This is a genomic window from Desulfallas sp. Bu1-1 (assembly GCF_015594625.1).
In the GTDB taxonomy this organism is placed as follows: domain Bacteria; phylum Bacillota; class Desulfotomaculia; order Desulfotomaculales; family Desulfallaceae; genus JADNRQ01.
In genome coordinates this window covers 237,977-264,048 of record NZ_JADNRQ010000003.1, presented here as the reverse complement: position 1 = coordinate 264,048, position 26,072 = coordinate 237,977, and the positions used below count along the sequence as shown (strand labels likewise).

The window sequence follows — 26,072 nt, the reverse complement described above, 5'->3', positions numbered from 1 at the left end:
TTTGAACCGGGAAGAAATTTTAGTGGAGGTATCTCATCTTAAAAAATATTTTGCGTCCCGTCCCGGGTTTTTCAGGAAACGCCAAACCGTCGTCAAAGCGGTGGATGATGTCAGCTTTCAGATCCACAGAGGGGAAACCCTGGGACTGGTGGGGGAAAGCGGTTGCGGTAAAACCACGGTGGGCCGGACCATTATCAGGCTTTATCCGGCAACGGCGGGCAAAATCGTCTACGCCGGCCTGGATATCACCAACTTCACCGAAAAGCAAATGTTTCCCCTCCGCAAAAAAATACAGATGATTTTCCAGGATCCCTACGCCTCCCTTAACGCGAGAATGACCGTCGGCGACATCATTGGCGAGCCGCTCGATATCCATGGCATTGCCGCGGGACGCCAGCGGAAAGAAATGATTATGGAACTTTTAAACAAGGTGGGATTGAGCCCCGAACACGCCAGCCGTTATCCCCACGAATTCAGCGGCGGGCAAAGGCAACGGATCGGCATTGCCAGGGCTATGGCGGTGGAACCGGAGTTTATTATCTGTGACGAACCGCTATCGGCCCTGGACGTATCCATCCAAGCCCAGGTGGTCAACCTTCTGGAAGACCTGCAAAGCAAGCTGGGGTTGACTTATTTATTTATTGCTCACGACCTGTCCATGGTTAAACACATATCCAACAGGATTGGAGTCATGTACCTTGGTAAACTGGTGGAACTGGCGTCCAGCAATGATCTATATCAAAACCCCTTGCACCCTTACACCAGGGCATTGTTATCGGCAATTCCCGTTCCGGATCCCGACACAGCGGATCAAAAGCAGCGCATTATTCTCGAGGGCGATGTCCCCAGCCCGATCAACCCGCCCGAAGGGTGCAGGTTCAGAACAAGGTGCCGCCATGCCCGGACCGGGTGCGGCGAGTCCACCCCGGAAATGAAGGAAGTGGAGCCAGGGCATTTCGTAGCCTGTTACCTGGCGCATGATGGATATTCCGGCTAATCTGTCGGAATATGTCATTAAACCGGCATCAAATCAAAAAAGAAAAAGAGAAGGAGAACTAAAGGAAATAAATAAATTTTAAAGAATTGTTTTACTGATAGATCGAGAAAAGGAGTTGTTTGTAAAGAATGAGGCGATTGTTGTTACTTTTGGCAGCACTCTCCCTGCTGGTGATCCTGGCAGCAGGATGCGGCGGTGCAAGCCAGGGCAAAGACACCGCCCAGGGTGAACTCAAGTTCATCCGGCACAACCACGGTGAGGAACCCGAATCCATCGACCCGGCCTTGAACACCACCGTTAACGGGGGTACCATAATCATTGCCTGTTTCGAAGGATTGACCTCGCTGAACGAAAAAGACGAACCTGTCCCCGGTGTGGCCGAGTCGTGGGATATATCCCCCGATAAAACAAAATACACCTTCCACCTCAGAAAAGACGCCAAGTGGTCGGACGGCAAACCGGTTACCGCCGGGGATTTCGCCTACGCCTGGAAGCGGGCCCTCAACCCCGATACCGCCGCCGAATACTGTTACCAATTGTTTTATATTAAAAACGCGCCCGAATTCAACGAGGGGAAAGCCAAAGCCGAGGACCTGGGGATCAAGGTTGTGGACGATTACACCCTGGAAGTTGAATTAAGCGCCCCCACCCCGTACTTTTTGAACCTGACCGCATTTCCCACCCTGTTCCCGGTGAGGCAGGATATCATTGAACAGTATGGCGACCAGTGGACATTAAAACCCGAAACATATATCGGTAACGGGCCTTTCAAGATGACTGAATGGCAGAGCAAGGACCATATGAAGTTCGTTAAAAATGAAAATTATTGGGACAAGGACAGGGTTAAAATCGACGGGATAATTGAAACCTTCATCGCTGAAGCAAGCACCATGCTGGCGGGTTACGAGGCCGGCGAACTGGACATCATTGACGACGTCCCGTTGAACGAAATCGATAACCTGAAGAAGACCGGCGAGTTCCACATGTTCAAACAGCTGGGCACGTATTATTATTGTTTCAACGTAACCAAGCCGCCCTTCGACAATCCCAAAGTAAGAAAGGCCTTCGCCCTGGCCATTGACCGGGAAGACATTACCACCAAAGTGAGAAAATCCGGCATCCCCGCAACCGCGTTCGTAGCCCCCGGAGTGCCCGACACTGCGGCGGGCAAGGATTTCCGCGAGGTGGGCGGCGCATTCTTCCCCGTTAAGGCTCAGCCAGAAGAAGCCAGGCGGCTGCTGGCCGAGGCGGGCTATCCCGACGGCAAGGGCCTGCCGGACGTGACCTTAATTTATAATAACAGCGAAGAGCATCAAATCATTGCCGAGGCTATCCTGGAAATGTGGAAAAAGAACCTGGGTATTGAAAACGTTACTGTTCAGAACCAGGAATGGGCCGTGTTCATCAATACCAGGCAAAACGGCGACTTCCAAATCGCCAGGCACGGCTGGATCGGTGATTATAACGACGCCATGACCTTCCTGGATTTGTTCACCACCGGCAACGGCAATAATGACGCCCATTGGAGCAACAAGCAATACGACGAGCTAATCAAACAGGCCCGCTTATCGACCGACGAGAAAGAGCGAATGAGGACTCTACACCAGGCGGAAAAAATGATCATGGAAGACGCCATCATGATTCCCATTTTGCATTACACGGAAAACTGCATGATCAAGCCATATGTAAAAGGGCTGGTTAAATCAATGCTTGGATTTACCTATTTTGACCGGGCCGAGATTGTCAAGTGATTAAAAGATAACAGAAAGAAACCCCTGCGTACCGGCAGGGGTTTCCCGTTCCAAATGGTAAAATAAAATGATCAGCTTTTAATTTTATTTATAAAGTGATGCAGAATAATGGCCGTAATGCCCCAGATGAAGTAATCACCGTACTCGTATATGTACGTTGGAAAAGACCAGCGTTTTTGCCATCCCCCGCCGTATCTCTCCGGCACCCTGTGCAGGGGAAAGTCTTCCCCGTAACGGGTCGCCACCTCGACATGGCTGACTTGGGGAGGGTTTTCCAGTAAATAGGCCAGGGGTACCGTGAACAGGCTTTCCACTTCTCCCCGGTTGGGAACAATGCGCTCGGGAAACAACACTTCCCCCACGTAAGGATAAACGACCACCCCCATGGGGGTGGTCAAAAAATCCAGCGGGGCTATAATCCGAATATCACCCGCTTTTAATCCCAGTTCCTCGGCAGCCTCCCGCAACGCAGCGGCGCCCGGGTTATCCAGTTCAACATCCTCCACCCTGCCGCCAGGAAAACATATTTCTCCCGGCTGTCTTTCCAGACGCCTGGATCTCACTTCAAACAATATTTCCATGCCGTTATCACCTTTGATTAACGGTAAAAGCACCGCCGAAACCAGGTAATTGTCCTTTCCCAGCAAATCCTGCTTAAGCCCGGCCAATTTTTTTAAAATCTCGTCCTTCAATTTTAATCACCGTTATTGATTATTCTATTGATTATTCTATAATATTTTATTCAAACCTGCCAGATGAGAAAACCTGTCAGTTTCAAGCCACCCCGTATTTCTCCCTTAACCGGGCAGCCACCCGGTTGACAACTTTAAACGCTCTCTCCACGGTGGCGGCACCGTCGGCGTTGACCAGGCAGCAGCGGGCCGGCGCCAGCCAAGCCCGGTCCAGGATGGTTTCCAGGTCAACGCCCCTTGAGGTCAGGTAACGCCAGTATTCTTCCAGTTTGGCGGTTAATGCGTCCACAGTGCAGGCGTCCAGTTCCTCAGTCAGTGTCGGCACTATCCCCCAGGAAATAATCGCGCCCCCCTCCAGGAAAGCTTTAATCTCTTCCACATAACGGGTGAAAATGTGCCCGTTGCCAAAAATGTCCACCGATAGAATATCCAAATCCAACCCGCTCAGCAAAAAGGACCAGTCCGGGTTGCCGCACAGGTGTACTCCGCGGTGCCCCTCCAGGGCGTCCAGAAACGCCTTGAAATCCTTTTTGGCCAGGTCACTGGGATAACCGGTAAACGAACCAAAAAGTATCTCCAGGCCGGGTTCATCCACCCAGACAAACGGCATGGGGTGAACTTCAAGCAGCTGGCGGTACTGCATATTAATCTTACGGGCAATGAAATCAAATAAAAAGGAGCGGATTTCATCGTTATAGATGATTGGCTTCATGTTTTCATCCACAATTTTCAACCCGAAACTCAGGGGCCCGATATTTTGCCCGCGCACCAGCTTGAACTTGCTTAAATCCTGTTCCAGAAAGGCATTGAAGGCCACGGAATATTTATCGGAGAGTTTAAAGGTGTGATCGTCCTCGCTCCGCACCGCGTAGTCGCCAAGCTCCTCGTAAAACCCATCCGTGTTCAACCAAATTCTTTGTTTGGCCAGGTCCAACCTGATGCCGGGAAAGTTCTCACTTACCTGTACGTACATATCCTCAAAAAAGCTGTACCTGGGAAGCTGCGGCCAGAAGGGTATATCCACGGATAAAGATACCCGCAGGGCCTCATCTATATCATTATGGGGCAAAATGCCCATGGCAGTAGTCAAACAATTGCCCGGTAATTTGTTCATGTTCACAATACCTCCCGGGGTAAAATTTTTATACATCCATTTTATCCCGCATTAGTAATGAAAATTGTGACAATAAACCCGTTATTGCTGTGATTATTGTCACACCCCCGGTGATTCAATCCCGGGCGCTGCAAAGGTACATCCCGATAAAGTGGGACAATCTTCTTGTTTCGTGGCGGGAAAAAACCAATCGTAATATAATGTCACCCGGTTAAAGGTTTCCGCCAGTTTGTCGATTTTGTATTCCCGCAACGGGAAAACCACCTTTCGAAAATGGTGCAAAGCGCGCGAAAAATTTGTTATGAGACACACTCGGTTTCCAGTGATCTTCTGGTTAAAATCTCGCAACAAAGACGGATATTTTGTTCCGAATAAATCAACAGATTTCCGGTGTAGTATTGTTCAAAAAGCAAACCGGCGGTGGCTTGAACGTCCAGGCCCCTGCGCCGCGCGTCGACCACGGTTTCCCGCAGCCGTTCCGCCTCGGCCCGGGCCAGGTCCAGGAACCGGCGCACCTGTTCCCGGCCCCGCACAATTTGCTCGTGCGCCCCGGCCAGAATTTGTACGGGTAACTCCCTCATCCGGTCAATGGTTTTAAGATAATCCCCGTACCCCGCAAAAAAAATGGGAAACAGGCGATTGTCACTGATGGGAAAACCGGCGGAGTCGGAACTGAACAGCACTTCTCCTCCGGGTAGATAGGCCATGATACTGCAAGGGCTGTGCCCCGGAGCATGGTAAAAGTAGAGCGTTACCCCCTGCCCCAGATCCCATTTTTCCCCGTCGTTAATCTCCCGGTCAATTTCCATGGTTTCCGCGGCGGGTCCGGGCGGTCCCTCCAGCAGCCCTTGCTCCCGCATCGCCCCGGTTACGGCGGCATCCTCCCGGAAAAAACGCGCCACAATTTTGGAGCGACGCAGCACCTTGCCCGCCTCCGCCGAACCCGCCACCCTGGCGTTCGGAAAAATTTTGCGCAGCCCCGGGATGCCGCAAACGTGGTCAAAATGGGCGTGCATGACCACCAGGTGGCCCACTTCGCCCGGGGAAACGGCGGTTTCCGCCTGTTTCGCCACCGCCGGCACCACCGCACTCACCCCACCCTCCAGGATTACCGCCGGGCCGGAGCCAACGGCGTAAAGGTAAAAGTGCCGGTTGCCCAGCACGGTAACATGATCAGCCAGCCGCATTCAAACCAACCCCCATCATTTGGCAATATATTTATCGCCCGCTTTCATTGCCCGGCCGGTCATTACCAGCCGCTCAAGGTGTTTTTCAACCATCAGGTAAGCCCACATGTATATCCACGGGTCCACCAGGTACTTTTTCCCGTAAATTGGACCCTCTCGGGTTACTTGTTCCACGGTGGCCGGTTCACGGATCATTTGTAAAATCCGCTCGTCCCTTTGATCAATCACATCCAGGTATTTTTCCAAGCGGGGTACGAATTCCTCCCTTGTTAAAACACCCTTTTCGTGTCCGGTAATGAAATGACGGGCTTCAAGATCAATCAACCTGCGGGCAGATGCCAAAAAAAGATCAATACTTCCGTCACTGCCGCCATACCACGGGCCGAATGGCGTCAAGTCAACATCCGGTGCATAGACTACACCTTGCTCCGGAAAATATAGATAACAAAAACCCCGGGTATGCCCGGGCGCACCGATCACTTCCGCCCTGGTGCGGCCGAAATCAAGCACCTCGCCGGGGCCATACTCCCGGTCCACCCTTGACGTGGAAAGCCACCATTCATGCCGGTTCATAGGCGAATAAGGTGACAAAGGAGTACGCGGATCGGCGACCCGCTCAATCCATTGTTCCACCCAGGCGGGCCCGTATACCTCGTACATGCCGAGGCGCCGTGCGATTTCCCATTTGTCCCGGAAACAATTAGCTTCCTCGGTATTAATCCAGATTTCCGCTTCATCGAATAAATAGTTAAGATAAATGTGGTCAAAATGGTAGTGGGTGTTAATCACCACATCCACCGGGGAATTTTGCTTTAAAGCCCGCATCTGCCGCTCCCCGGCACCAGGGTCCACCACCACTGTAACGTCATCCTCGATGAACAGGGTCGTACAGTAAGGAAATCGGCTGCCGTTATCGCCGACAATTAATTTTATTCTCTCAAAGTTCATGATTATCACCACATCCCCCTAATTGTTCCCCGGGCGTTGGAACTATCCATCCACTTGAACAAAGGACGGTCTAAATACAAACCCAGGCGTCCTTTTCCCACCGGGCAACGGTGATATCCACGCCCAGGCCCGCCTTTTCCAAGGCCCTGTCCAGACTATCTTTCAGCGCCGGCAGCACCACCCGCTCGGTGGCAAAATGGCCGGCGTCGATAAAATTCATGCCCGCAGCCAGCATGTCCCGGGCCGCATGGTAGCGCACGTCGCCGGTTACCAGCACGTCGGCGCCTTTTTGCCGGGCCAGGGGCCACAAATCGCCGCCGGAACCACCGCATACCGCCACCCGTTCCACCCTGGCTTCCGGATTCCCGCCGTAGCGCACACATTCCGCCCGTAAAACTTTTTTTACCGTCCCGGCAAATTCGGCCAGGGAAACAGCCCCCGGCAACACCCCCAACCGGCCCAACCCCCTGGGCGCGCCCTTGTTCTCCAGCGGGTACAGATCATAGGCCACTTCCTCGTAAGGATGCGCTTCCAGCATGGCTTTCACCACCCGCTCGCTATCTTCCCGCCTGATAATTGTCTCTATCCTTACTTCTTCCACCTGCTCCAGCTTCCCCACGGAGCCGATGAAGGGGCTGGCGCCCTCGCGGGGGCAAAAAGTGCCCGTGCCCCGCAGGTTAAAGGTACAATGGCTGTAATTACCGATCCAGCCCGCGCCCGCCCGGCCCAGGGCCTCGCGCACCTGCCCGGCGTAATCCACGGGTACGAATACAACCAGTTTCAACAACCTGCCGTAAGTGGGGTTCAAAACCCCGGTTTCCAGCAACCCCAGCGCCCGGGCCAGGGCGTCGTTCACCCCGCCGCCGGCGCTGTCCAGGTTGGTATGCGCCGCGTACACACCGATACCGGACCGGATCAGGCGGTAAACCAAGCCGCCGGCCGGCCCGTCGCTGCGTACGAATTTAATCCCCTTGAAAAACAACGGGTGGTGGCAGATAATCAACTGGACACCGCCGCTTTCCGCCTCTTCCACCACTTCCGGGGTCACGTCAAGGGCCAGCAAAACTTTACGCACCGGGGCGGCGGGATCACCCACCTGCCACCCGCTGTTGTCCCAGTCCTCGGCCAAACCGGGCGGTGCCAGCCTCTCCATGGCTTTAATAATATCACCTGCCCTTACCTCCACTGTTCCAACACCTCCTTGATTTTTTCCGCCTTCTGGCGCAGCCTGCCGGCCTTACATCCCGCCCCGTCACCCCTGGCTTTTGTGATTTCCTCCAGTACGGCTCTGATTTCCGACAACCTTTGCACCAAAAAATCGTGCAGCACCGGATCACGCTTTTCCAGCAGGCGCGGGCCCACTTCCAGTAAAAAATCATCCTTGATTATTTCCGCCCCCGGCTCGGCCACGATGACCACATAATAATGCCCGTCTTCGCAAACCATTTCCTCATCCGCCAGGCGCCAGCCATTTTCCAGCAGCCAGCGGCGCACCAGGGCGGTATCGCGCATGGGCTGGATAACCAGCCTCTTCAGCCGCTCCAGCACCGGCCGCCCATCGTCCAAAATGTTACATATGGTGCAGCCTCCCAAGCCCGCCAGCACAACAACGTCAACCTCGCCCGGCTTTAAAACCTTCAACCCGTCGCCGATCCGCAGGTCGATGGATTGCTCCAACCCGCGGGACCGCACATTGGCCTGCGCGGCTTCGTAAGGGCCCCGGTTGACGTCCCCCGCCACAACCCGGGAAGCCCTGCCCTCACCAATTAAGTGTATCGCCAAATACGCATGGTCGGTACCGATGTCCGCCACCACCGCCCCTTGCGGCACGTGCCCGGCAACCGCCGCCAGCCGTTTCGACAACCAGGCCATTTTCCAACCCCCGGCCAAATCAGCGTTATAGTATATTTTCCTCCGTTAATGATTATTTCCTTTAAGCAATAAAGATAAAATACGAATAGTTACCCATAGGATAGATACTCATGCCGCAAGCGCCACCAGCAGAAGGATGAAAATCACCCCAGTGGCAGCGATCCGGTGGCTTTCTGAAGCGAATGGGGTAACCTCTATGCGCCGGCCCAAGTGAAAATTTCGACATGTTAAAAAAACCGGACACAGGCGAAATCGGTCAAAACGCCCCAAATCCGTTGAAAAACCCAGCTCCGGGGAATAACATGTTGTTAAACAAAAACATTAAAAATTTTTATAAACCCTGGAGGTGATCTTGATGACCAGAATGCTGCTGGTGGTTAACGGCGCCGACTACTCGATAGAAGCGGTAAGGAAAGCGATATGGTTGTCCAAATGTGAGAACTCCCAAATGGATGTTCTTTATGTCAATCCCCCGTGCAACCAAATGTACCCCGATGTTCCCGGGCTTTGTTTCTGGATGCCGGACTGGGAATACAAAATGGTGACGGACAGATTGAGAAGCAGAGTGCTGGATGAAAAAATCATCCCCATTTTCAAGGAATCGGGCCTCGATCCCCAGATTATCGTGACCAGCCGGGATCAAGACGAAAAAATCAAGGAAATGAGTGAAGAGCATCATTATGATAAAATTTTCATCGCCAGCCCGTCGAAATATTGCCAAAAAGAAGAAAAGAGATGGTTCTGGTTCAGGGGCAAGACGCAGGAAATCCCCCACGGAACGGTTTGCTTAATTTAAAGACCCCCTTCTATTTACAGAAGGGGTTAATTGTTTTTTAAGGGCGCGCGCATGATCCCGAATATTTTTGGAATAATAGTTTTAGAAAAATATATATTCCAAGGAGAATTTTACAACTTGGGCAAGCGGAAAAAAAACAACCTTCCAGCCGGGCTTTTGAAAGCGGGCGCGGTAACGGCGGGCGCCGTATTGCTCGGGCGGTTGCTGGCGGGCCGCCTGGCGAAAAGTGTAACTACCCGTTTTATGACCGAGCCATATGAGGAAAACCTGTGGGAAGCTTTTTCAGCCGGTGCGCGAATAACACCCCAGGTAATCGTTGAAACCAACCTCCGAGCGGAACTGGGGAAAAAAATAAAGCGGCCCTTCGGCGGCCCCAAACAATTTCCCGATTTCAGCAACATCATGTTCAATGTCGCTCAGCTGGACACTTTCCCCACCCCCGAAAATGTAGAAGTGGACACTTCGGTGGTGCTGGGCAGGCGCGCCCGGCGCCCCCTGCGCCTGGCCATCCCCATCCTCGTCTCGGGAATGGCCTACGGCTTCGCTTTGAGCGACAAGGCCAAAGTTGCACTGGCCCGGGGCGCCGCCATGGCCGGAACAGCCACAAACACCGGTCACGGCCCCTACCTCCCCGAAGAGCGGAAAGCAGCCAAATACCTGATTATCCAGTACAACCGGGGCAACTGGTCCAAAGAACCGGAAATTTTACAAAGGGCAGATGCAGTTGAAATTCAGCTGGGACAAGGGGCGCTGGCGGGTACCGGGGAAACATTCAAGCAAGACAAAATGGAGCCCAAGTTGATCCGGCTGCTGGGACTAAAACCGGGAGAAGACGCCGTCGTTCACGCCCGGATGCCCGGAATTAAATCGCCCCGGGAACTGGGCAACTTGGTGGAGGAGATCAGGGAAATTACGGGAGGCGTGCCGGTGGGAGTAAAAATCGCGGCCGGCAATGACCTGGAAAAAGACCTGGCTTACATCCTGGAAGCGGGCGCGGATTTTGTGACGGTGGACGGCGCCCAGGGCGGCACCGCCGGCGCGGCGCCCATCCTGGAAGATGATTTCGGACTGCCCACCATTTATGCCTTATGCCGGGCCGCCCGTTTCCTCGAACAACAACAGGTGAAAGACAGGATCAGCCTAATCATCGGGGGCGGGCTTAAAACGCCGGGAGACTATTTAAAAGCCCTGGCCCTGGGCGCCGACGCCGTGGCCATCGGCACCATCGCCCTCTGGGCCATGACGCACACCCAGGTTTTTCATTCCCTGCCCTACGAACCCCCCGTCCAGGTGGTTTTCGAACTGGGCAAGGATAAACATAAGCTTGATGTCCAAAAGGGAGCCCGCAACCTGGCAGCATATCTGTTGTCGTCCGTAGAGGAAATGAAAATCGCCACCAGGGCTCTGGGCAAAAAAGCAACAGGCTCGGTAAACAGGGACGATCTATTTGCCATGGACGAACAAACGGCTCAAATTGCCGGCATCAGCCGCGCTTATTAACCGTTGCCCTATCTAGCGTCAATAACAAGGGATACCACCAGGTGTCCGCAAACAGTTAAAGCTGCTCCAGTTCCTTTAACTTGTTGGCGAACCAGGCCCTGTGCAAGTCTTCATCGATCAAATTGTTCCACAACACGTTGAAAAGTTTTTCGTCTCCGCCCACCCTGAGGATTAAATCCTTGTAGTCCTTCATAGCCTTTTCTTCCAGGGTGATATTAATCTTCAAGGCCATTTTGGGGCCCATGGCCCCTGATAAAAAGCCCGCCGTTTTACCCAGCAGGGGTGAAACAACGTCTCCCAGTTTGGTGGGCTCGAATCCCCTCTTTTTTATTTCCGCGACCATGTTATCCACGTGCTGCTGCTCAATGGCGGCAATTCTGGCAAAGGTTTTAGCCAGGTAGATGTCCTCCATGGCGTGGGCCTGGGCGATATACAGATCCACCTGGTTCAATTCCAGGCTATAAAACCAGTTTAGCTTGGCGATTAGCTCCCTTTGTTTCATCAATTACACCCCATCATGACCCGGCAAACATACTTTGCAAACATTCCCTGACCACCCCGGTAATTTCCGGCAGTTTCGCTTCAATCGCCGGGGAAAGTTCCAGGGAAAACGAGATTTCCCCCGGCTCCACACCGATAATAGTTACTCCGGACCGGGCGCTGTGAACAGCAGCCATTTCAAGGACATCCAGAAAATGAATTTCATACCGCAACCCCGGCACCGCCGCACCAGCCCGGTTTATCTCTTCCGGCTTGACCATATAGATAGTTCCGGGCGAACCGCCCCCCAGCATGCTGTCGACGGCAATAACATAACGGCATTTAAGCAATGTGCTCCAATAATCTTCACCCAGGAATAGGCGCCTTCCTTTTCCCGGTCAGGCACGGTCTCCCCCTGGTCGGGAGGCCGGGGGGCGCCCCGGTCCGCGTACCAGGCGTGGCTTAAATCCTCCCTGATCGCCCGCGGGTCCACTTTGTACACAACACCTAAAACCATCTTTCCCTCCACTCCAAGAAATATGTGTCGCTTGAAATAAATTCATAATTAGCCACCATTTGTGCAAAATAAATTTGAATTGTTTTTTAAAAGGGGTTGGCACATGATCTTATTCAAAAAGCCCAGGCGCCCCAAAGGCACAAATTCCCGGGCCAAGGATCAAAACCCGGCGGGCGGCAACCGGGAAACCACGGAACAACCCGTTCAAAACCTGCTCTTGAGCACGGATATCGAAAGCAATCTCAAGCAGCTTAAGGGAATTTTCAAGAACTGCAGCGATGTGGTTTTCCGGGAATTCCTTTTTGCCCAGCGGGAGCAGATCAAGCTGGCCCTGGTCTACACCGACGGGCTGGTGGACAAAACCCTGGTCAGCGAACAGATTATGAAGGCCCTGGCCCTAAATGTGCCCATGGCCACCGATAACATGGAAATTACCCGGAATAACGCCCTGCATTATGTAAAAATGAGGGGCCTGTGCGTCCATCAAGTGCAGGAAACCGGCAAAATACAGGACGTGGTGGATGCTGTTTTGTCCGGCGATACCGTTTTAATGGTAGACGGCCACGCCATCGCCCTGATCAACGGCAGCCGGGGATGGGAGGCCCGCTCCGTTGCAGATTCCATTACCGAAACGGTGGTACGGGGCCCCCGGGAATCCTTTGTGGAGACTTTGCGCATTAATACTTCCATGCTCCGGCGCAAAATCAAAAACCCCAACCTGAAAATCGAAACGCTTAAACTGGGGGAGGTTACCAAAACGGAATTGGCGCTGGTTTATATCAAGGGGATTGTCAACGAGGGCCTGGTGCATGAAGTAAAAGACAGATTGTCCAGGATTAAAATCGACGGGGTGCTGGAGTCGGGTTACATTGAAGAATTGATCCGGGACCACCCGTACTCCCCCTTTGCCACCATGGCTCACACCGACCGCCCGGACCGGGTGGCCGCCAATTTGCTGGAAGGACGGGTGGCTATTTTGGTGGACGGCACGCCGGTTGCATTAACCGTACCATACTTATTCATTGAAGCCATTCAAACCCCGGACGATTATTACGAGCAATTTCTTTTTGCCTCCGCGATCCGGGTACTGCGGGTCATCTTCCTGGTTATCGCGCTAACTCTGCCGTCGCTTTATATCGCCATAATATCTTTTCACCCGGAAATGCTGCCCACGCCGCTGCTCATGAGTATCGCCGCCCAGCGAGAAGCGGTGCCCTTCCCGGTCTTTGTAGAGGCGTTTTTCATGGAGGTGGCCTTTGAAATCATCCGGGAGGCCGGAATTCGCCTGCCCCGCCCCGTCGGCCAGGCGGTAAGCATCGTAGCCGCTTTGATCATCGGCCAGGCCGCGGTCCAGGCCGGGCTGGTGGCCGGAGCCACCATCATCGTCGTGGCTCTAACGGCCATGGCTTCCTTTACCGTCTATTACAGCGGCAGCATTACCCTGCGCCTGCTGCGGTTTCCCCTGATGTTCCTGTCCGCTTCCCTGGGGTTGCTCGGCCTCATCTCCGGCATTGTGATCATCGTGGTACATCTGGCCGGAATGCGTTCCTTCGGGGTGCCTTACCTGGCGCCGGTGGCTCCTACCATCCAAGGAGATTTAAAGGATAGCGCGGTGCGGTTACCCTGGTGGTCCATGCGCAGGCGGCCGCACCTTATCGGACAAAATGACCAGCGCCGGGAGATACCCGGATTAAAGCCTGAGCCTCCCCGGCCGGGCCGGCGATAGGGATGGTGATTTTTTTGGTTGAAAAGGGCAAAATTGACAGTACACAGGCCATACTTTTAAACATTACCATGATTTTTGCCACGGCGTTACTCAGCGTCCCCGCCATTACCGCCACCCACGCCAGGCAGGACGCGTGGCTATCTTCCCTGTTGGCCACTTTGCTGGCGCTGCCCGTAGCGTGGCTGACGGCAAAGCTTGCCTCCCTGTTCCCGGGGAAAATCCTGATTGAATACCCGGAGGCCATCCTGGGCCGGTGGGCGGGTAAAATCCTGGGCCTTTTATACTTGCTCTGGTTTATCCAGATTTGTTCCATTATGGTCAGAGAATTTGGCGATTTTATGGTAAACGCTTTCATACCCGAAACACCTATTGTTGTTGTGAACATTATTGCTATAGCCATCGCGGCTTATATCATCACCCAGGGTCTGGAGGTGATGGCCCGGGTGAACCAGGTGTTTCTGCCGCTGATCCTGTTTTCAATCGTGTTAATTTTTGTTCTGGCCACGCCTGAGATGGATTTACGAAGGCTTTTGCCGGTTTGGGAATCCGGCGCCATGCACATTTTCAAGGGCGCCCTGGCTCCGTTGGCCTGGTACGGGGAAATCAGCACCTTTGCCATGATTGTCCCCTTCCTGGTCCGGCCCGGAGAGGCACGGCGCATAGCTTTGATATCCGTTGTGGCGGTGGGATTGATTTTTGCTTTTCTGGTTGTGGGCAGCCTGGCAGTATTCGGTCCCGGCATCGCCGCCATGGCTTACCCGGTTTTAAATGTAACCAGGGTAATCAACATCGCCAACGTCATAGAACGAATGGATCCGTTTATTGTGGCCGTCTGGATCACCGGAGGGTATATTAAGATCGCTTTTTTCTATTACGTGATCGTGCTGGGCAGCGCCCGCTGGCTGAAGCTCTGTGATTTTCGGCCCCTGGTATTGCCGGTGGGGGTAATCCTGGCGGCCCTTTCGATTATGGCCGGGGATAACAGCCTGGAGATATTTCATTTTATCGGCGATGTCTGGCCTTTTTACGCCCTCTTTACCTTTGAGTTCGCAATTCCACTGGGTCTGCTGGTTATCGCGCTGTTCACGGGACGGGGGAAAGATAAACCATGATTAAAAAAATTTGCAGTCTTGTCCTGGTGGTTTTGCTTGTTTTGCAGGGAGGGTGTTGGGGCCGCAAAGAACTGGGCCAGTTGGCCATAGTTATGGCAGCGGGAGTTGACCGTGCCCCGGGCGGGGATATCCGGTTGACGGTCCAGCTAGCCAGGCCCCGGGCCTTTGGCGGCGGGGTGGAAAGGCCGTCAGGGGCACAGGAAAACAATGCCTGGGTAATTTCCGAGAACGGGGAAACGGTGCTTGATGCCCAGCGGAACCTGGAAAAAAGGGTCTCCCGCAGCATTTACTGGGGTCACAACGTGATCCTGGTTTTCGGTGAGGAACTGGCCCGGGAGGGCATCCGGCAGGCATTCAATTTTTTCACCCGCTCACCCACGGCCCGGGAAACCCTCTGGGTCATGGTGGCCCGGGGGAAGGCCGAGGACGTGTTAAACAGCCATTCCCAGTTGGAAAACACATCGGCCCAGTCCGCCGGGTCAATGCTCAGGATGAGAGTGGGTGAGCCGGTAATGTTGAAGGACTTGAGCATGATGCTGGCCAGTAAGGGCACCAACCCCGCGCTGCCCCGCGTCGAACTGACCGCGTCGGGCAGGCCGCAGGGTCCGGGAATGGTGGAAAACATTCCCCAGGGCTACAAAGGGGCACAACAACCACCTGTTGGAACCCATGCCGAAATCACCCTTACCGGCACAGGAATTTTTAAAGATGATAAACTGGTGGGCTGGCTGAACGTGCGCGAAACCAGAGGACTGCTCTGGCTCAAAGACGAAATAAAAAGAGGGGTGGTCACCGTTCCCTCTCCGGTCGAACCGGGTAAAAAAATATCCATCAATATCACCCGGGGTAATACCAGGGTGGAAGCTTTTTTCGACGGTGAAAGCGTCTGGTTTGATGTATGGATGAAAATGGAAGGCACTCTCTGGGAGCAACAATCAAAAGAAAAATTAACCAACCCGGTCATTTATAAGGCCATTGAAAAAGCAATGTCCAGGGAGATCGAAAACATAGCCAGGGGGGCTTTAAACAAGGCCCAGCTGGAATACGGGGTGGACATATTCGGCTTTGGGGAGGCATTCCACAGGAAATATAAACGGGAGTGGGCGTCAATGCAAAACCGCTGGAACGAGGTATTTGCCGGCGCCCAGGTCAATATTGCGGTCGAGGGCCGGATCCGGCGTACCGGTCTGACCACCAACAGGCTTTCCGAACCGCAATGAAATCCCCAAGGCACGCAAATTTTTTGAAACGTCATCAGACGGAGGTATTTCAACCATGGTCGTGTTGCTGGTGTTAGTGTTTTTGGGAATTATTTGGCTGGAAGTGCCGGGGCTGGTACGCAAAAAAATGTGGCGGGAGCTGGCGGCCTTTGCCGTATTTTTACTCATCGGCATGGCCCTGAGCATCCCGCAGGCGCTGGGAATCGAATTACCCAATCCCAACCGGCCCATTGAAGTATTGTTTAAGCCTTTGGCCGAGTGGATGCAAAAGTGACCATGGCAACCGGGTGATATTGTATGGAACAGGTTAAAATTTCCCCGTTGTAAGCGGCCATGGGCTTATATTTTGTCTAATAATTATAAATATTTATTCATCAGCTGTTTAGTTTAAGTTATTCGTTGTATAATGAATATGTGGCTTGAAAAACAATAAATGAATTAAGGAGGTTTGACCATGAAAATTATCGCCATCAACGGTAGTCACCGCAAAGGGAAAAATACAGCCACCCTGCTTAATGCCTTGCTGGAAGAAGCAACTGCGGGCGGCGCAACAACGGAGTTGTTGGAATTGACTGATTACAACATCAAGCACTGCCTGTCCTGCAACAAGTGCCTGGGGCGACCGCAGTGTTCCATTACAGACGACGACATGGCCGCCATCGGGGACAAGCTGCTGGCCGCCGACGGCATCGTGCTCGGTTCACCGGTTTACTGGGGCAACGTCACCGCACTGATGAAAAACTTCATGGACCGCACCCGCTACATGCACATGGTGAAAAACATGCTGGCCGGAAAAGTCGGCGCCGCCGTCACCAACGCCGGATTGCGCAACGGCGGCCAGGAAATGGCGCTACGAATCATGGAATCCTTCCTTGCCGCCCAGGGACTGCACGTGGTGGATTGCCGCAATCATGACGGTCCCATTATGTATTCCGGTGTGGCCGGTTCCCTGCTGGCCGACGTAAAGGACGGCAAGGTGGTCTGGCGTAAAAGCGTCCTGGAAGACGAGGCTGCCATGCTGGCGGCCAAGCAACTGGGCCGCAATATAGTCAAATTAATTAAAGCTCTGCGCAATAACTAAAGGTTAAAATTTTAATATCAATATATTGTGACGGCCGAAAAACAGACCAGCCCTGGTGTCTTTTTATAACCAGGGCTGGCTATTATTCCTGTTGATCGCCGCCAAGGATGCATTGGTATTCAAATTTATAACCCGTGCCCCATACCGTCTTTATATAGGTGGGTTTGGACGGGTTGTCCTCTATTTTTTCGCGTAGCCGGCGAATATGCACGTTTACCGTATTGTCATCACCTTCATATGTACTTTCCCAGATCACGTTTAAAAGGTGCGATTTGGTAAAAACCTGGTTGGGGTGAGAGGCCATCAACCACAACAACTCAAATTCCTTGGGGGTTAAATTGATGATTTTATCGCCGTTTTGCACCAGGCGCTTATTGTAATCAATAATTAACCGGTCAAATCTGAGCACCTTTTTGGTGCCCGGGTTCTCTTTTTCTTTAACCATTACACTGCGCCTCAATACCGCCTTGACGCGCAGGGACAATTCCATAGGGCTGAAGGGTTTGACCTGGTAGTCATCCACCCCCATGCGAAAGCCAACCACCCGGTCGATCTCTTCGCCGCGGGCGGACAACATAATCATGGGTACATCCAAAAACTCCTTTAACTTCTGCATCGTTTCAAAACCATCCATACCCGGCATCATTAAATCCAACACCACCAAATCGGGCCGGATCTCCCTGGCCATATCGAGCGCTTCAAAACCGTTGCCCGCGCAGTGCACTTCAAACCCTTCACTGGTCAGGGTATGCTTTAATATTTTTAACACCTTGGGGTCGTCATCCACCGCCAGAATTTTATGCGCCAACCAAATTCACCCCCAATAATCCCAGCTTTAGCAAGTTATTTCCATCCCATTTGTTGCTTCCTTGTCAAAAATACGACTATAAAGTATTACGCATCCAGCATAAGGTTTCCTTCTTTTAGAATGGCGCCCGGCACCCAAATTTTCCATCCATCCCAACTCTTCCTTCAGCTTCATTCAGACCTCGCCGTGCAAACACAACAAAAGCCCCCGGTTTTTCCGGAGGCTTTTCTCTTGGTGGGCGATGACGGTCTTGAACCATCGAGCCACCGGAAATGCGTATAATTAATACCAATTGGGAAAGGCCGGCGGCTATATTAATTTGTCCCGGATCCGGGGCCGGGTGAAATGCACCACATTGACACCCCGGGGGAAATATGCGGTTTGTAGTTGGGTGAGGTTTGAGGTGAAGGATAAGTTTCGACATTTCTTATGAAGTTGTCATTTCTCCGACAGAATATTAATATGACATCAGGTAACATAATGGAGGCATTTGAAATACTCTTCCCTTCCCTATTTATTACGCCCCTACCTCCTCCGTGGGGCGTTTTGCTTTGTATAAAAATGTAGGGCTGGGGATGCTATGGATGGAAAACGTCCCGTATATGCAGCCCCCGGCGTGCCTTGTGGTGTGCCGGGGGTGTGTTTCGTGGAGGCCCAGGATTCAGAGCCGGGTGAAGTTTACGACGTGGACGACGCGGGGGAATATGCGGGTTGTAGGTGGGTGGGGTTTGAATTATGAAATTTATATCAATTTGTTATTCTGAACATTTATATTGACAGTTTCCAACAAAAAACTTAAAGGCAAAATAAACATTTCATCTAATACTACAGCGTAATATAATTTAACTCTGGACAAAACCAACTTTACATGGTACAATAAACCTCAGGGTTCGGTGACGCAAACAAATCAAGCAAACAAATAATCAAATACCGAACACGTGGCAGATATGAACGATAACAATTTACTGAACACACGGCCACTGGTCGGAAAACTCAAGGATTATCTCCCGCTGAAAATCCGGTTGGTCAACAAGACACCCCTGGAGCCGGTGTGGGACCACATGGTACGAAAATACCATTACCTCGGCTACGAGAAAATGATAGGCCCCCGGGTAAAGCACCTGGTCTTCCATCAGGATACCCCCATAGCCGCTCTAAGCTATAACCGGGCAGCCATGCGGGTCGGCGTCCGGGACGCCTTCCTTGGGTGGACAGAGGAGCAAAAACGCAAATTGCTGCCTCATGTGGTCAACAACAACCGATTTCTTATTTTGCCGTGGGTCAAGATTCGAAACCTTGCCTCCCACTTACTTTCGCGCACCCTAAAACTGCTTTTTAGTGCAGACATAAAAACAAACCGCTCAAACAGCCAAAACAGCCCTGGGGAAAAATCAGGTAACAAGTTAACCACCCCAATCCAACCCTAATTGCCAGAAAATCCGCCCGCAGATCAAAAGAGCCAGCGAAAAGGATACGGGGAGCACTATGTGAGTTAAGCAATACGCCGCGAAATGAATACGAATCGCCAATTTTTCCGTCTTTCCCGGTGTTAGGCGGTCAAGCACCGTCCTCGCAAACCTTGTAGCTCCCAATTCATCGAACCAACTGTCAACAGTTCGTATCCCGAAAAGAGCTGCCATCGGCAAGGCAATTACCAACCATGCCGCTTCATCCCAGACAAACCCAACTACAAAACATAATAGAAGCCAGAGCATATAAAGGCCCCAGAAAACGGGTAATATTCTGGTTAGCAAGGACGGGCCACGAACAGCGTGCCCCGTTTCGTGAGCCGCCTGAAATACTGCGGCAAGATGTTTTTTGTCCTCGCCGTAGCTCAGGTGGATAGTTTTGTGTTTGAAATCGCACCGCCCGGCGGTCTTAGCTTCGCATACAACCCGGTAATTCAAGGCATTTTCTTTCAGCAAAGTATCGGCCAGTTCTTTACATCCAACCGGGAATAGGACTTTCCGCATTTCCCAATAACGGCTTATCCAGTGCAACAAAATAATCATCACTCCCCAGGGAAGTAAGCAAACGGCAATTAACAATAATTCTTTCACTGCGGCCACCCCTGTGTGAAATATTCGCCGCAGTGAATCTTTTTCCTACAGTTGGTTGACCAACAGCAACAAACTGTTGGTGATTGCGCATAATACAATCGTGCTGCCGGCCAGATACATCCCCTTCGCGTCGCTTCCCCTGAAATAGAGATAAAGCAACAGTGCCGTTAAAAAACAAATGTTGTTAACTGTAAAAATCACTAGCATTTTTCGTGCTCCTTGACATGCTCAGGGAACAAGAGCGTTAATATCCATTTGTTCCAGCGCCAGTTCCGGCTCCATCTCCATCATCAGCCCCATGGTGCTTCTCGATTTTCGGCAGCCACTTTTCAAGCAAAGCGTATTCTTCATGGGCATGATTAATTTCCAGAAAACTGTAATACGTGCGTTTGAAAAATCCGGGGGTGGAAAAGTTTTTGCGGACAGCAAATCGTCAAACAACGATTTCAATATAATCACCCCCTGCTTTCTTTTCCAGTGAAGCCATATCCCGCAGCTCACCGGCAATTTTCGTTAAAAGGTCGGCGCAGTCCATAATATCTTTATAGGCAACCGCATCCATAGAACGCCTCCCCATTTCGTAGCGCAATTTTATAATGTATCTGCCCATATCCTGTGACATCTTTGTTATAATATCTCGCACCCAGTAACGGTCTTTTTGTTCGATCTGCTCCCTGGTCAGGCCGAGCAGCTCCGATTCGGCCTGTTCTTTTTCCTTTTTTAAAGTTTTGATTGTCTGCTTGAGCGCCTCGTAATCATCAGGCACTTTCTCGATTACTTCCGGTGGGCGGGATTCCAGTTCGGCTATTTTCTTGTTTAATTCCACGATCTGCTCCTGGAGAAGTTTTATTCTGTTGTCCCTGTCGGCAATGTCCTTGCGCAGTTTTTCTTCCACCGCCTGATGAGCTTTTTTGTAGTTTTCATTTCTTTTGCGATAGCCTGGGCTTTCTCTAATTCTTTTTCCAGTTGTTCCTTCTCTTCAATTTTCTTTCGGAGTTCCTTTGTTTCAAATTGTTTTAAGTCGGAAATACTTTCGCCGTAAACGGCAAGCAACTGCTTCTGTGTTTCCGGGGTTAAGAAGGCCAGTTCGTAAGCCGCAGTGGTTCCCAGTTTGCCGGATTCGATCAGCGACTGGAGTTCGGGAATAAGGTCGTTGAGTTTGTCGAGCCGCCTCAATTGTTTTTCGTTCAGACCAATTAATTCGGACATTTTGTCCTGTTTTATAATGTTATTATTACCATTATTTGGCCTACCTCTTTTAACTCCATGTTTTTCCTTTAATGCCCGTACCAACCTTGCTACTTGCATGTCGTTCAGCTGTCGCCTTAACAAGTTGTCCTTGATAAACAATTCCACCGCCTCATCACTGTCCGGATCAACGTCCCTGATAACCACTGGTACGTGGGTCAGCCCCGCCTGTTGTGCCGCCTCCAGCCGCAGGTGGCCCGCCAGCACGGTGTAGTCGGGCGTTATGATTAACGGGTTAATTACCCCGTTCTCCCGTATATCCCGAACCAGCTCATTCCATAAATTTTCCGGCAGGGTATCAGGATAGTATTCTTTGTTTTTGGGATGAGGCTTTAGCAATTGAATGGGCACCTGGTTCACAAAATCACCTCCAAAAAAACAAAACCGGGCACACGTGTACCCGGTTTAACCCAAATATTTGACACAGAAGTCCCCCGCCTATAGGCGGTAGGTAGTTGACAAGTCTCCAACCCAAAATCTGTTAATAACCCTCTTTCCCTCCCTCACCGAAATTGTGCCAGCGCCAGGTAATACGCTTTACACAATACCTAATACGCATGTGCCCTGTGCCCTGTGCGCTTTAAACGCCAAGCCTGTTTTCAGAACAGACCGTTGTAAAATCCCGGATTACCCCTCCGGTTCAAGGGGACGCTCTCAGCAGCAATCTCGGTTACACCTAAAATTCGGTTATTCTTCTAGCATGTCCACGCTCCAATTCGCGGCCTGAATGGCCGCATCCAGCTCCCGGTAAGCCTTTGCGTACCCGTCGGCCTTTTTTCGCCAGAAGGCTACATCAACAGCAGGAACAAACTTTATCTCCGAACGCATTGTACGGTATTCCTTGCTGCCAGCTGCGGCGTCGGCCAGGTCCTTCGCCACCTCGCACTTAAGCTTTAATATATCCCTGCAAGCTATGGCTTCCATTAGCGTACGGCCATCCAATAGCTTAGCTACCATATTGGTGCGGTTAACGGCCACCGTTATCTTTTCCAGCCGGTCAGCCAGGTTCATAATCCGTTCCGCCAGTTCCGCCGGGTCCTCGGAAGGTTTATCACCTTCCTGCACCCGGGCGTCCGCAATGGCCCGCATGCGCAGGGCGTAAATTTCTTCCTTGATGCGCTTACGCTCAAGCAAAGCTTCCGCCAGCTTCATTTTATACTCTCCTCCTTAATATTAAACAGAAACTGCGTGATGAGAAAATTGAACCTCCCCTGACTGAAGTCAGAGGATTCCGGGTTTTACTTCCCGTGAACTTCGTGCCTGCCCCGGGTACGCGGTCGTAGAAGTCCCTGGGCCGTAGGCCCGACTGCATACCGACGGGAGATGGACCTGCCGCGTCGGATTACGCCGTATCTTACCGGGTGCAAGCAACTAGCGGGTTCGTGCCTTATCCACAATACCACCGTGTAGGTGGCATGGACGCCCCTCCGTTGCCGGAGAGGTCTTCCGGTTGGGATTGGAGCCCGCCCGGCGCGAGATAAAATTTTTATAAGCAGTGCTTGAGCCGGAACGCAGTCCCGATGCCCAAACCGCCCACAAAATCGGAATTTATGTCACGCACTCCGCAATTAGTACACTTCGCCAGGTCGACACCTTTAATTTCCTTCCCGTCCCGGCCCTTGTTGTACCGCTGGACGGTCAACATCCCGCAGTACGGGCACCGGGTGGAAGTGTTTTTGGCCGGTACCCGGCACGTGATTATACCTTCGTGTAGTGCCTTGTAGCGCGTGTACCGGAATATCCGGCCTTTGACCCAGTGGTTGAACTTCTGGTTAAGCCAGTGAGATTTGCTGCCCTTCGACGGCTTGAGGTCGCCTAAATACTCGAAAACGATGATTTTGGCCCTGTGAAGTTTAGCAAAATTTACGATTTCCCGGGATACCCGGTGAGCTATATCATCGTTCAGGTTGGATATCTTGTCCCACAGGTACTTTGCAAAGTGTTTCCCCTCGGGAATCGTCTTTGTCTGCATTTGCAAGTTGACTATCTTCTCCAGGTACCGCTTCCTAAGGTGGTTGTCCTTCGCGCCGGAGATAAACTTCGCCGCGTGGACCCTGCCGTTGGTATCCTGGATGGTCATCACCGCGTGGCGCTTCATTCCCAGATCGACCAGGCAGATTTTAAGAGATGGGTCTTTAACAAGCTTCTCAATTTTCTTCAGGTTCAGCCTCGCCACCCGCACAACCGGGACGTGCAGCTCCCAGCCGGTCGGTTTTTTCACCAGCATGGGAGAACCTGCGGCGTAATCCGGAGGGGCGACAAACGGCTGCAAGAGTGCGACTTTCCGGTAGGTGTAAAACCTGCCGGTGAACATTTTGAGCATTATATGGTGGGAATCTTCCCACTTGTACTCGGTGCCGTAGTAGGACAACCAGCAGTTGTCGTCCTCCGGATATTGCGGCGGACGCTCCGTAAACTCGATGGGTTTTTTCCCGGCGGCGATGCGCCTGGCATTCCTCTCTTCGTGCTTGCGCTTTCTTTCCTCCCACTTTTCGTAGCTGGTTCTCCATGCCAGGGCCTTGCCGTGGGCCTCGGCGATGGCGTTCCTTCGGAAGCCGGAGGGGAAATTGGGAAACTCTTCGTCGAAAGGATACTCCGGATTCGGGTTATCCTCCGTCCTGTGCGTCAAGTTTTCCGCCATCTTAAGCCACTGGCTGTGCCCGATTATCTCTTGATGTTCCTGAAACACCTGAAGATAATAATAAACCACCTGCCGGTACTGCGTAATAGTACAAGCGGCCTGTTCCTCCGCACTGGCCGGCATAAGCAGGTTGTACCGGAATGTTTTTGTGAACCCGCGCAGATGCGGCATTTTTAATCGCCTGCCTTTTGGCTTTCGATGTACTTCTTGACTGTCTCTTCGGAGATGTGCCCGACGGTACCCACATAGTAGGAAGGATTCCAGAGGTGCCCGCCCCAGAGCTGCTTTTTAAGCTCCGGGTGTTTTTTGAACAGGAACCTGGCCGAAACGCCCTTGAGGGCTTTAACCATGTCGGTAATCAGGTGGTTGGGCGTGGCGGTCACAAATAAATGCACGTGGTCGGGCATAACTTCCATCTGACCGATAGTGAAATTGTTGTCGCTGGCAATGTGTAAAAACAACTCCTTGAGGTCTTCTGCTATTTGACCAGTCAAAACAGGTTTCCGGTACTTGACACACCAAACAAAATGATAGCCGATCTGGAATACACTGTTGCGGTTACGTTGGAGTTCCATGATTAGTATTCCTCATTATTAAATGTTTCTTCTATTGTAACATATGCGTAATGGTAAGCAACGATAACCGAGGAAAAATTTAGCCGTGCCTAACTCCCCACTGAAGTGGGAAAAATGCGGCGCGGCTGATCTTCAACAGAAAATACGGCAGGATTCCCCCGCCTCTACAGGTGGCGGGGGGAATGCCTTGAACAACCAGCGTCGGCCACTGTTTTCCAGGAAAACCCTGTTGACTCCACTGCAAGCTGTAGGGCTTCAGCCCCAGCGGAGTATTGCTTGCTCCATTCCCCTCAACTGGCACCCCCGCCCTTGATAGAGCCGAATATACTCAAAATGAAGCCCTTGATAATACCTACTATTTCCAAAGGTTGATTGGTAAACATGTACATAATCGCCGCGCCCAACAAAATGCAAAACCCTGCGACCAGAATTTTTTTAGTTACCCCCAGGGCCGCCAGTACAAGGCCCGCCAGCAGGACTATTCCGGCCACAATAATTGACATGACCACCAGGGGCTCAGATAGGCCCTGACCAAATTGTATTGCTTTTTCTCCTGCGCTGTGAGTTGCGTTTACTATTTGCTCCGGTGGAATAGGCGTTACTTCGATAGTAAAAAGCATTAAATCACCCCCAAAATAATTAACCGGACATCGAAGGTCCGGTTATTTCAGAACTATTAGCGGATCAATGAATTGTGTTTTATTTTTACCTGCCCGCACTTCAAAGTGCAGGTGATCGCCGGTTGACCATCCCGTGCTGTCGGCTTTGGCTATAACCTGGCCTTTTTCAACTTCATCCCCGGGTGTAACTTTGTACGAAAGCAAATGGCCGTATAAAGTCCGGTATTTGCCGTGGTCTATGATAATACATTTCCCGTATGCGCCGTTATTCCCGACGAATATGACAATGCCGTCACCGGCCGAATGGACTTCAGCACCCCTCGGACAGGCGATGTCGATACCCGTGTGAAGTCTGTATTCCTTAGTAATCGGGTGGGCGCGGTACCCAAAAGGTGATTTTATAGGACCACGGAGCGGCCAGGCCAGTTCGCCGGAACCCTCGTAATACCCGGTTTCCGTGCTTCCGGTGATCTCCAGGGGAGAACTGGTGAGGTTGGCGTCAACATAATAGTTGTCATCAATGTTCATGGCCAATCTCAGTACCAGCTCAAATTCGATGTCTTTGGTCAATCCGTAGCTGGCGAGCAAATTTTTAAGGCGCTCATAGTAAGGCCCCTCTTTGTAATAATCTACTAACTGGGGTACGATTATCTTCGTGTAGCTGTCCTCATCTTCTTCCTCTATTACTTTCTGGTCCCACTGGTAGTGATGTTTGGCTTCATAGGTATCGGCATAAGTAAGGAGCCTTATGTTGTGAGTGTATTTTTCCGTATAAGTTTTGGCAACCCGTTTACCGTCCTCGTACTCGTACTCCGTCCATCTGTGGTAATAGTAAAGCTGAAAGTTCTGCCACTCGAGTTCGGGTTCCAGTTCAGTAAAGTGCTTTTCGGGTTCGGGTGTCCTGCCTCGTCCTTCTTCCGTTTCAGGCCCGTGTCTGCCGTGCACGATGGGGTCGCCCAGCACCCTGTCCAAAGCCCCCAGGAGCGCCCAGGGGACACGGTGCGGTTCAACCTGCTCGCGCTCGGCCACGATGTTGCTGCCTTTCTCCAGAACGGGAACCGCCATAAGGTAGCCGTCTTGTGTTCCCCCGGCGCACCGTTGTCCCAGGTGGAGGAACCTCTCCAGGT

33 protein-coding genes are annotated in these 26,072 nt (G+C 52.0%); 11 read left to right on the top strand and 22 right to left on the bottom strand.

What is annotated here, in order from left to right:
- The first annotated feature begins 1 nt into the window (after position 1).
- Entirely contained in the window at positions 2–997 is a 996-nt protein-coding gene (locus tag IT084_RS05505) for an ABC transporter ATP-binding protein (protein ID WP_195711829.1), read from the top strand.
- A 128-nt stretch (positions 998–1,125) separates the two neighbouring features.
- Positions 1,126–2,748 carry a peptide ABC transporter substrate-binding protein gene (locus tag IT084_RS05500; protein ID WP_195711828.1) on the top strand — a complete coding sequence of 541 codons (1,623 nt, stop codon included), beginning with the start codon at positions 1,126–1,128 and terminating at the stop codon, positions 2,746–2,748.
- Positions 2,749–2,819: 71 nt separating this feature from the next.
- Here the strand turns inward: IT084_RS05500 and IT084_RS05495 are convergent, their stop codons facing one another.
- The 7 genes from IT084_RS05495 to IT084_RS05465 form a co-directional block, all read right to left on the bottom strand.
- Positions 2,820–3,440, bottom strand: a complete 621-nt coding sequence (locus tag IT084_RS05495) for a CoA pyrophosphatase (protein ID WP_195711827.1) — start codon at positions 3,438–3,440, stop codon at positions 2,820–2,822.
- 82 nt (positions 3,441–3,522) lie between these two features.
- Positions 3,523–4,554, bottom strand: coding sequence for a hypothetical protein (locus IT084_RS05490; RefSeq protein ID WP_195711826.1), 1,032 nt, complete (start codon positions 4,552–4,554; stop codon positions 3,523–3,525).
- 99 nt (positions 4,555–4,653) lie between these two features.
- A complete protein-coding gene (locus IT084_RS05485; RefSeq protein WP_195711825.1) occupies positions 4,654–4,806 on the bottom strand; it encodes a hypothetical protein in 153 nt (50 codons plus the stop codon).
- Between the two features lie 47 nt (positions 4,807–4,853).
- The gene (locus tag IT084_RS05480; RefSeq protein ID WP_195711824.1) at positions 4,854–5,741 is read right to left on the bottom strand and encodes an MBL fold metallo-hydrolase; all 888 of its coding nucleotides are present in this window, start codon (positions 5,739–5,741) and stop codon (positions 4,854–4,856) included.
- Between the two features lie 15 nt (positions 5,742–5,756).
- Positions 5,757–6,689 (bottom strand): MBL fold metallo-hydrolase, encoded by a 933-nt coding sequence (locus tag IT084_RS05475; RefSeq protein WP_195711823.1) that lies wholly within the window; start codon positions 6,687–6,689, stop codon positions 5,757–5,759.
- Positions 6,690–6,759: 70 nt separating this feature from the next.
- Entirely contained in the window at positions 6,760–7,875 is a 1,116-nt protein-coding gene (locus IT084_RS05470; RefSeq protein ID WP_195711822.1) for a Nif3-like dinuclear metal center hexameric protein, read from the bottom strand.
- Positions 7,866–8,561, bottom strand: coding sequence for a class I SAM-dependent methyltransferase (locus IT084_RS05465; RefSeq protein WP_195711821.1), 696 nt, complete (start codon positions 8,559–8,561; stop codon positions 7,866–7,868). The genes IT084_RS05470 and IT084_RS05465 overlap by 10 nt, the downstream gene beginning before the upstream one ends.
- Positions 8,562–8,916: 355 nt before the next feature.
- Here IT084_RS05465 and IT084_RS05460 point away from each other — a divergent pair, with 355 nt between their 5' ends.
- Together IT084_RS05460 and IT084_RS05455 are read left to right on the top strand one after the other, a co-directional pair.
- A complete protein-coding gene (locus IT084_RS05460; RefSeq protein ID WP_195711820.1) occupies positions 8,917–9,357 on the top strand; it encodes a universal stress protein in 441 nt (146 codons plus the stop codon).
- 117 nt (positions 9,358–9,474) lie between these two features.
- A complete protein-coding gene (locus IT084_RS05455) occupies positions 9,475–10,857 on the top strand; it encodes an FMN-binding glutamate synthase family protein (protein ID WP_207744416.1) in 1,383 nt (460 codons plus the stop codon).
- 55 nt (positions 10,858–10,912) lie between these two features.
- Here IT084_RS05455 and IT084_RS05450 read toward each other — a convergent pair whose 3' ends face one another.
- Genes IT084_RS05450 through IT084_RS05440 form a run of 3 tightly spaced genes read right to left on the bottom strand, consistent with a single transcriptional unit; the run spans position 10,913 to position 11,854 of the window.
- Entirely contained in the window at positions 10,913–11,359 is a 447-nt protein-coding gene (locus IT084_RS05450) for a demethoxyubiquinone hydroxylase family protein (protein ID WP_195711819.1), read from the bottom strand.
- Between the two features lie 13 nt (positions 11,360–11,372).
- Positions 11,373–11,651 carry a hypothetical protein gene (locus IT084_RS05445; RefSeq protein WP_243276768.1) on the bottom strand — a complete coding sequence of 93 codons (279 nt, stop codon included), beginning with the start codon at positions 11,649–11,651 and terminating at the stop codon, positions 11,373–11,375.
- A complete protein-coding gene (locus IT084_RS05440) occupies positions 11,597–11,854 on the bottom strand; it encodes a nickel-dependent hydrogenase large subunit (protein ID WP_195711817.1) in 258 nt (85 codons plus the stop codon). The genes IT084_RS05445 and IT084_RS05440 overlap by 55 nt, the downstream gene beginning before the upstream one ends.
- A 103-nt stretch (positions 11,855–11,957) precedes the next feature.
- On the opposite strand from IT084_RS05440, the gene IT084_RS05435 reads away from it, so the two are divergent.
- The 5 genes from IT084_RS05435 (at position 11,958) to IT084_RS05415 (ending at position 16,993) form a co-directional block, all read left to right on the top strand.
- Entirely contained in the window at positions 11,958–13,580 is a 1,623-nt protein-coding gene (locus IT084_RS05435; protein WP_195711816.1) for a spore germination protein, read from the top strand.
- A 14-nt stretch (positions 13,581–13,594) separates the two neighbouring features.
- The gene (locus IT084_RS05430) at positions 13,595–14,692 is read left to right on the top strand and encodes an endospore germination permease (RefSeq protein ID WP_195711815.1); all 1,098 of its coding nucleotides are present in this window, start codon (positions 13,595–13,597) and stop codon (positions 14,690–14,692) included.
- Entirely contained in the window at positions 14,689–15,912 is a 1,224-nt protein-coding gene (locus IT084_RS05425; protein ID WP_195711814.1) for a Ger(x)C family spore germination protein, read from the top strand. Before IT084_RS05430 ends, IT084_RS05425 begins: the two co-directional genes overlap by 4 nt.
- A 55-nt stretch (positions 15,913–15,967) precedes the next feature.
- A complete protein-coding gene (locus IT084_RS05420) occupies positions 15,968–16,186 on the top strand; it encodes a hypothetical protein (RefSeq protein WP_195711813.1) in 219 nt (72 codons plus the stop codon).
- A 180-nt stretch (positions 16,187–16,366) separates the two neighbouring features.
- On the top strand, positions 16,367–16,993 hold the full coding sequence (locus tag IT084_RS05415; RefSeq protein ID WP_195711812.1) for a flavodoxin family protein: 627 nt from the start codon (positions 16,367–16,369) through the stop codon (positions 16,991–16,993).
- 82 nt (positions 16,994–17,075) lie between these two features.
- Here IT084_RS05415 and IT084_RS05410 read toward each other — a convergent pair whose 3' ends face one another.
- Together IT084_RS05410 and IT084_RS05405 are read right to left on the bottom strand one after the other, a co-directional pair.
- Positions 17,076–17,801 carry a response regulator transcription factor gene (locus IT084_RS05410; protein ID WP_195711811.1) on the bottom strand — a complete coding sequence of 242 codons (726 nt, stop codon included), beginning with the start codon at positions 17,799–17,801 and terminating at the stop codon, positions 17,076–17,078.
- A 27-nt stretch (positions 17,802–17,828) separates the two neighbouring features.
- A complete protein-coding gene (locus IT084_RS05405; protein ID WP_195711810.1) occupies positions 17,829–17,975 on the bottom strand; it encodes a hypothetical protein in 147 nt (48 codons plus the stop codon).
- A gap of 406 nt (positions 17,976–18,381) precedes the next feature.
- Here IT084_RS05405 and IT084_RS05400 point away from each other — a divergent pair, with 406 nt between their 5' ends.
- Together IT084_RS05400 and IT084_RS05395 are read left to right on the top strand one after the other, a co-directional pair.
- The gene (locus IT084_RS05400; RefSeq protein ID WP_195711809.1) at positions 18,382–18,540 is read left to right on the top strand and encodes a hypothetical protein; all 159 of its coding nucleotides are present in this window, start codon (positions 18,382–18,384) and stop codon (positions 18,538–18,540) included.
- Positions 18,541–18,748: 208 nt separating this feature from the next.
- Positions 18,749–19,228: a Druantia anti-phage system protein DruA gene (locus tag IT084_RS05395; protein ID WP_195711808.1), complete on the top strand. Its 480-nt coding sequence runs from the start codon at positions 18,749–18,751 to the stop codon at positions 19,226–19,228.
- Here the strand turns inward: IT084_RS05395 and IT084_RS05390 are convergent.
- From IT084_RS05390 to IT084_RS05345, 10 genes are all read right to left on the bottom strand, one after another.
- Complete coding sequence (locus IT084_RS05390; RefSeq protein WP_195711807.1) at positions 19,205–19,861, bottom strand: zinc metallopeptidase; 657 nt, start codon at positions 19,859–19,861, stop codon at positions 19,205–19,207. The two genes, IT084_RS05395 and IT084_RS05390, sit on opposite strands and share 24 nt — an antisense overlap.
- A gap of 45 nt (positions 19,862–19,906) precedes the next feature.
- Positions 19,907–20,068 carry a hypothetical protein gene (locus IT084_RS05385; RefSeq protein WP_195711806.1) on the bottom strand — a complete coding sequence of 54 codons (162 nt, stop codon included), beginning with the start codon at positions 20,066–20,068 and terminating at the stop codon, positions 19,907–19,909.
- A gap of 21 nt (positions 20,069–20,089) precedes the next feature.
- Positions 20,090–20,311 (bottom strand): hypothetical protein, encoded by a 222-nt coding sequence (locus IT084_RS05380; protein WP_195711805.1) that lies wholly within the window; start codon positions 20,309–20,311, stop codon positions 20,090–20,092.
- Entirely contained in the window at positions 20,295–20,756 is a 462-nt protein-coding gene (locus IT084_RS05375) for a hypothetical protein (RefSeq protein WP_195711804.1), read from the bottom strand. Before IT084_RS05375 ends, IT084_RS05380 begins: the two co-directional genes overlap by 17 nt.
- Entirely contained in the window at positions 20,708–21,469 is a 762-nt protein-coding gene (locus IT084_RS05370; RefSeq protein WP_195711803.1) for a ParB/RepB/Spo0J family partition protein, read from the bottom strand. The genes IT084_RS05375 and IT084_RS05370 overlap by 49 nt, the downstream gene beginning before the upstream one ends.
- Positions 21,470–21,796: 327 nt before the next feature.
- Positions 21,797–22,261, bottom strand: a complete 465-nt coding sequence (locus IT084_RS05365; RefSeq protein WP_195711802.1) for a DIP1984 family protein — start codon at positions 22,259–22,261, stop codon at positions 21,797–21,799.
- A 334-nt stretch (positions 22,262–22,595) separates the two neighbouring features.
- Positions 22,596–23,921, bottom strand: coding sequence for a transposase (locus tag IT084_RS05360; protein WP_195711801.1), 1,326 nt, complete (start codon positions 23,919–23,921; stop codon positions 22,596–22,598).
- 2 nt (positions 23,922–23,923) lie between these two features.
- On the bottom strand, positions 23,924–24,325 hold the full coding sequence (gene tnpA / locus IT084_RS05355) for an IS200/IS605 family transposase (protein ID WP_195711800.1): 402 nt from the start codon (positions 24,323–24,325) through the stop codon (positions 23,924–23,926).
- A 290-nt stretch (positions 24,326–24,615) separates the two neighbouring features.
- Entirely contained in the window at positions 24,616–24,945 is a 330-nt protein-coding gene (locus tag IT084_RS05350) for a hypothetical protein (protein ID WP_195711799.1), read from the bottom strand.
- 42 nt (positions 24,946–24,987) lie between these two features.
- Complete coding sequence (locus tag IT084_RS05345; protein WP_195711798.1) at positions 24,988–26,010, bottom strand: M23 family metallopeptidase; 1,023 nt, start codon at positions 26,008–26,010, stop codon at positions 24,988–24,990.
- Positions 26,011–26,072: the final 62 nt, after the last annotated feature.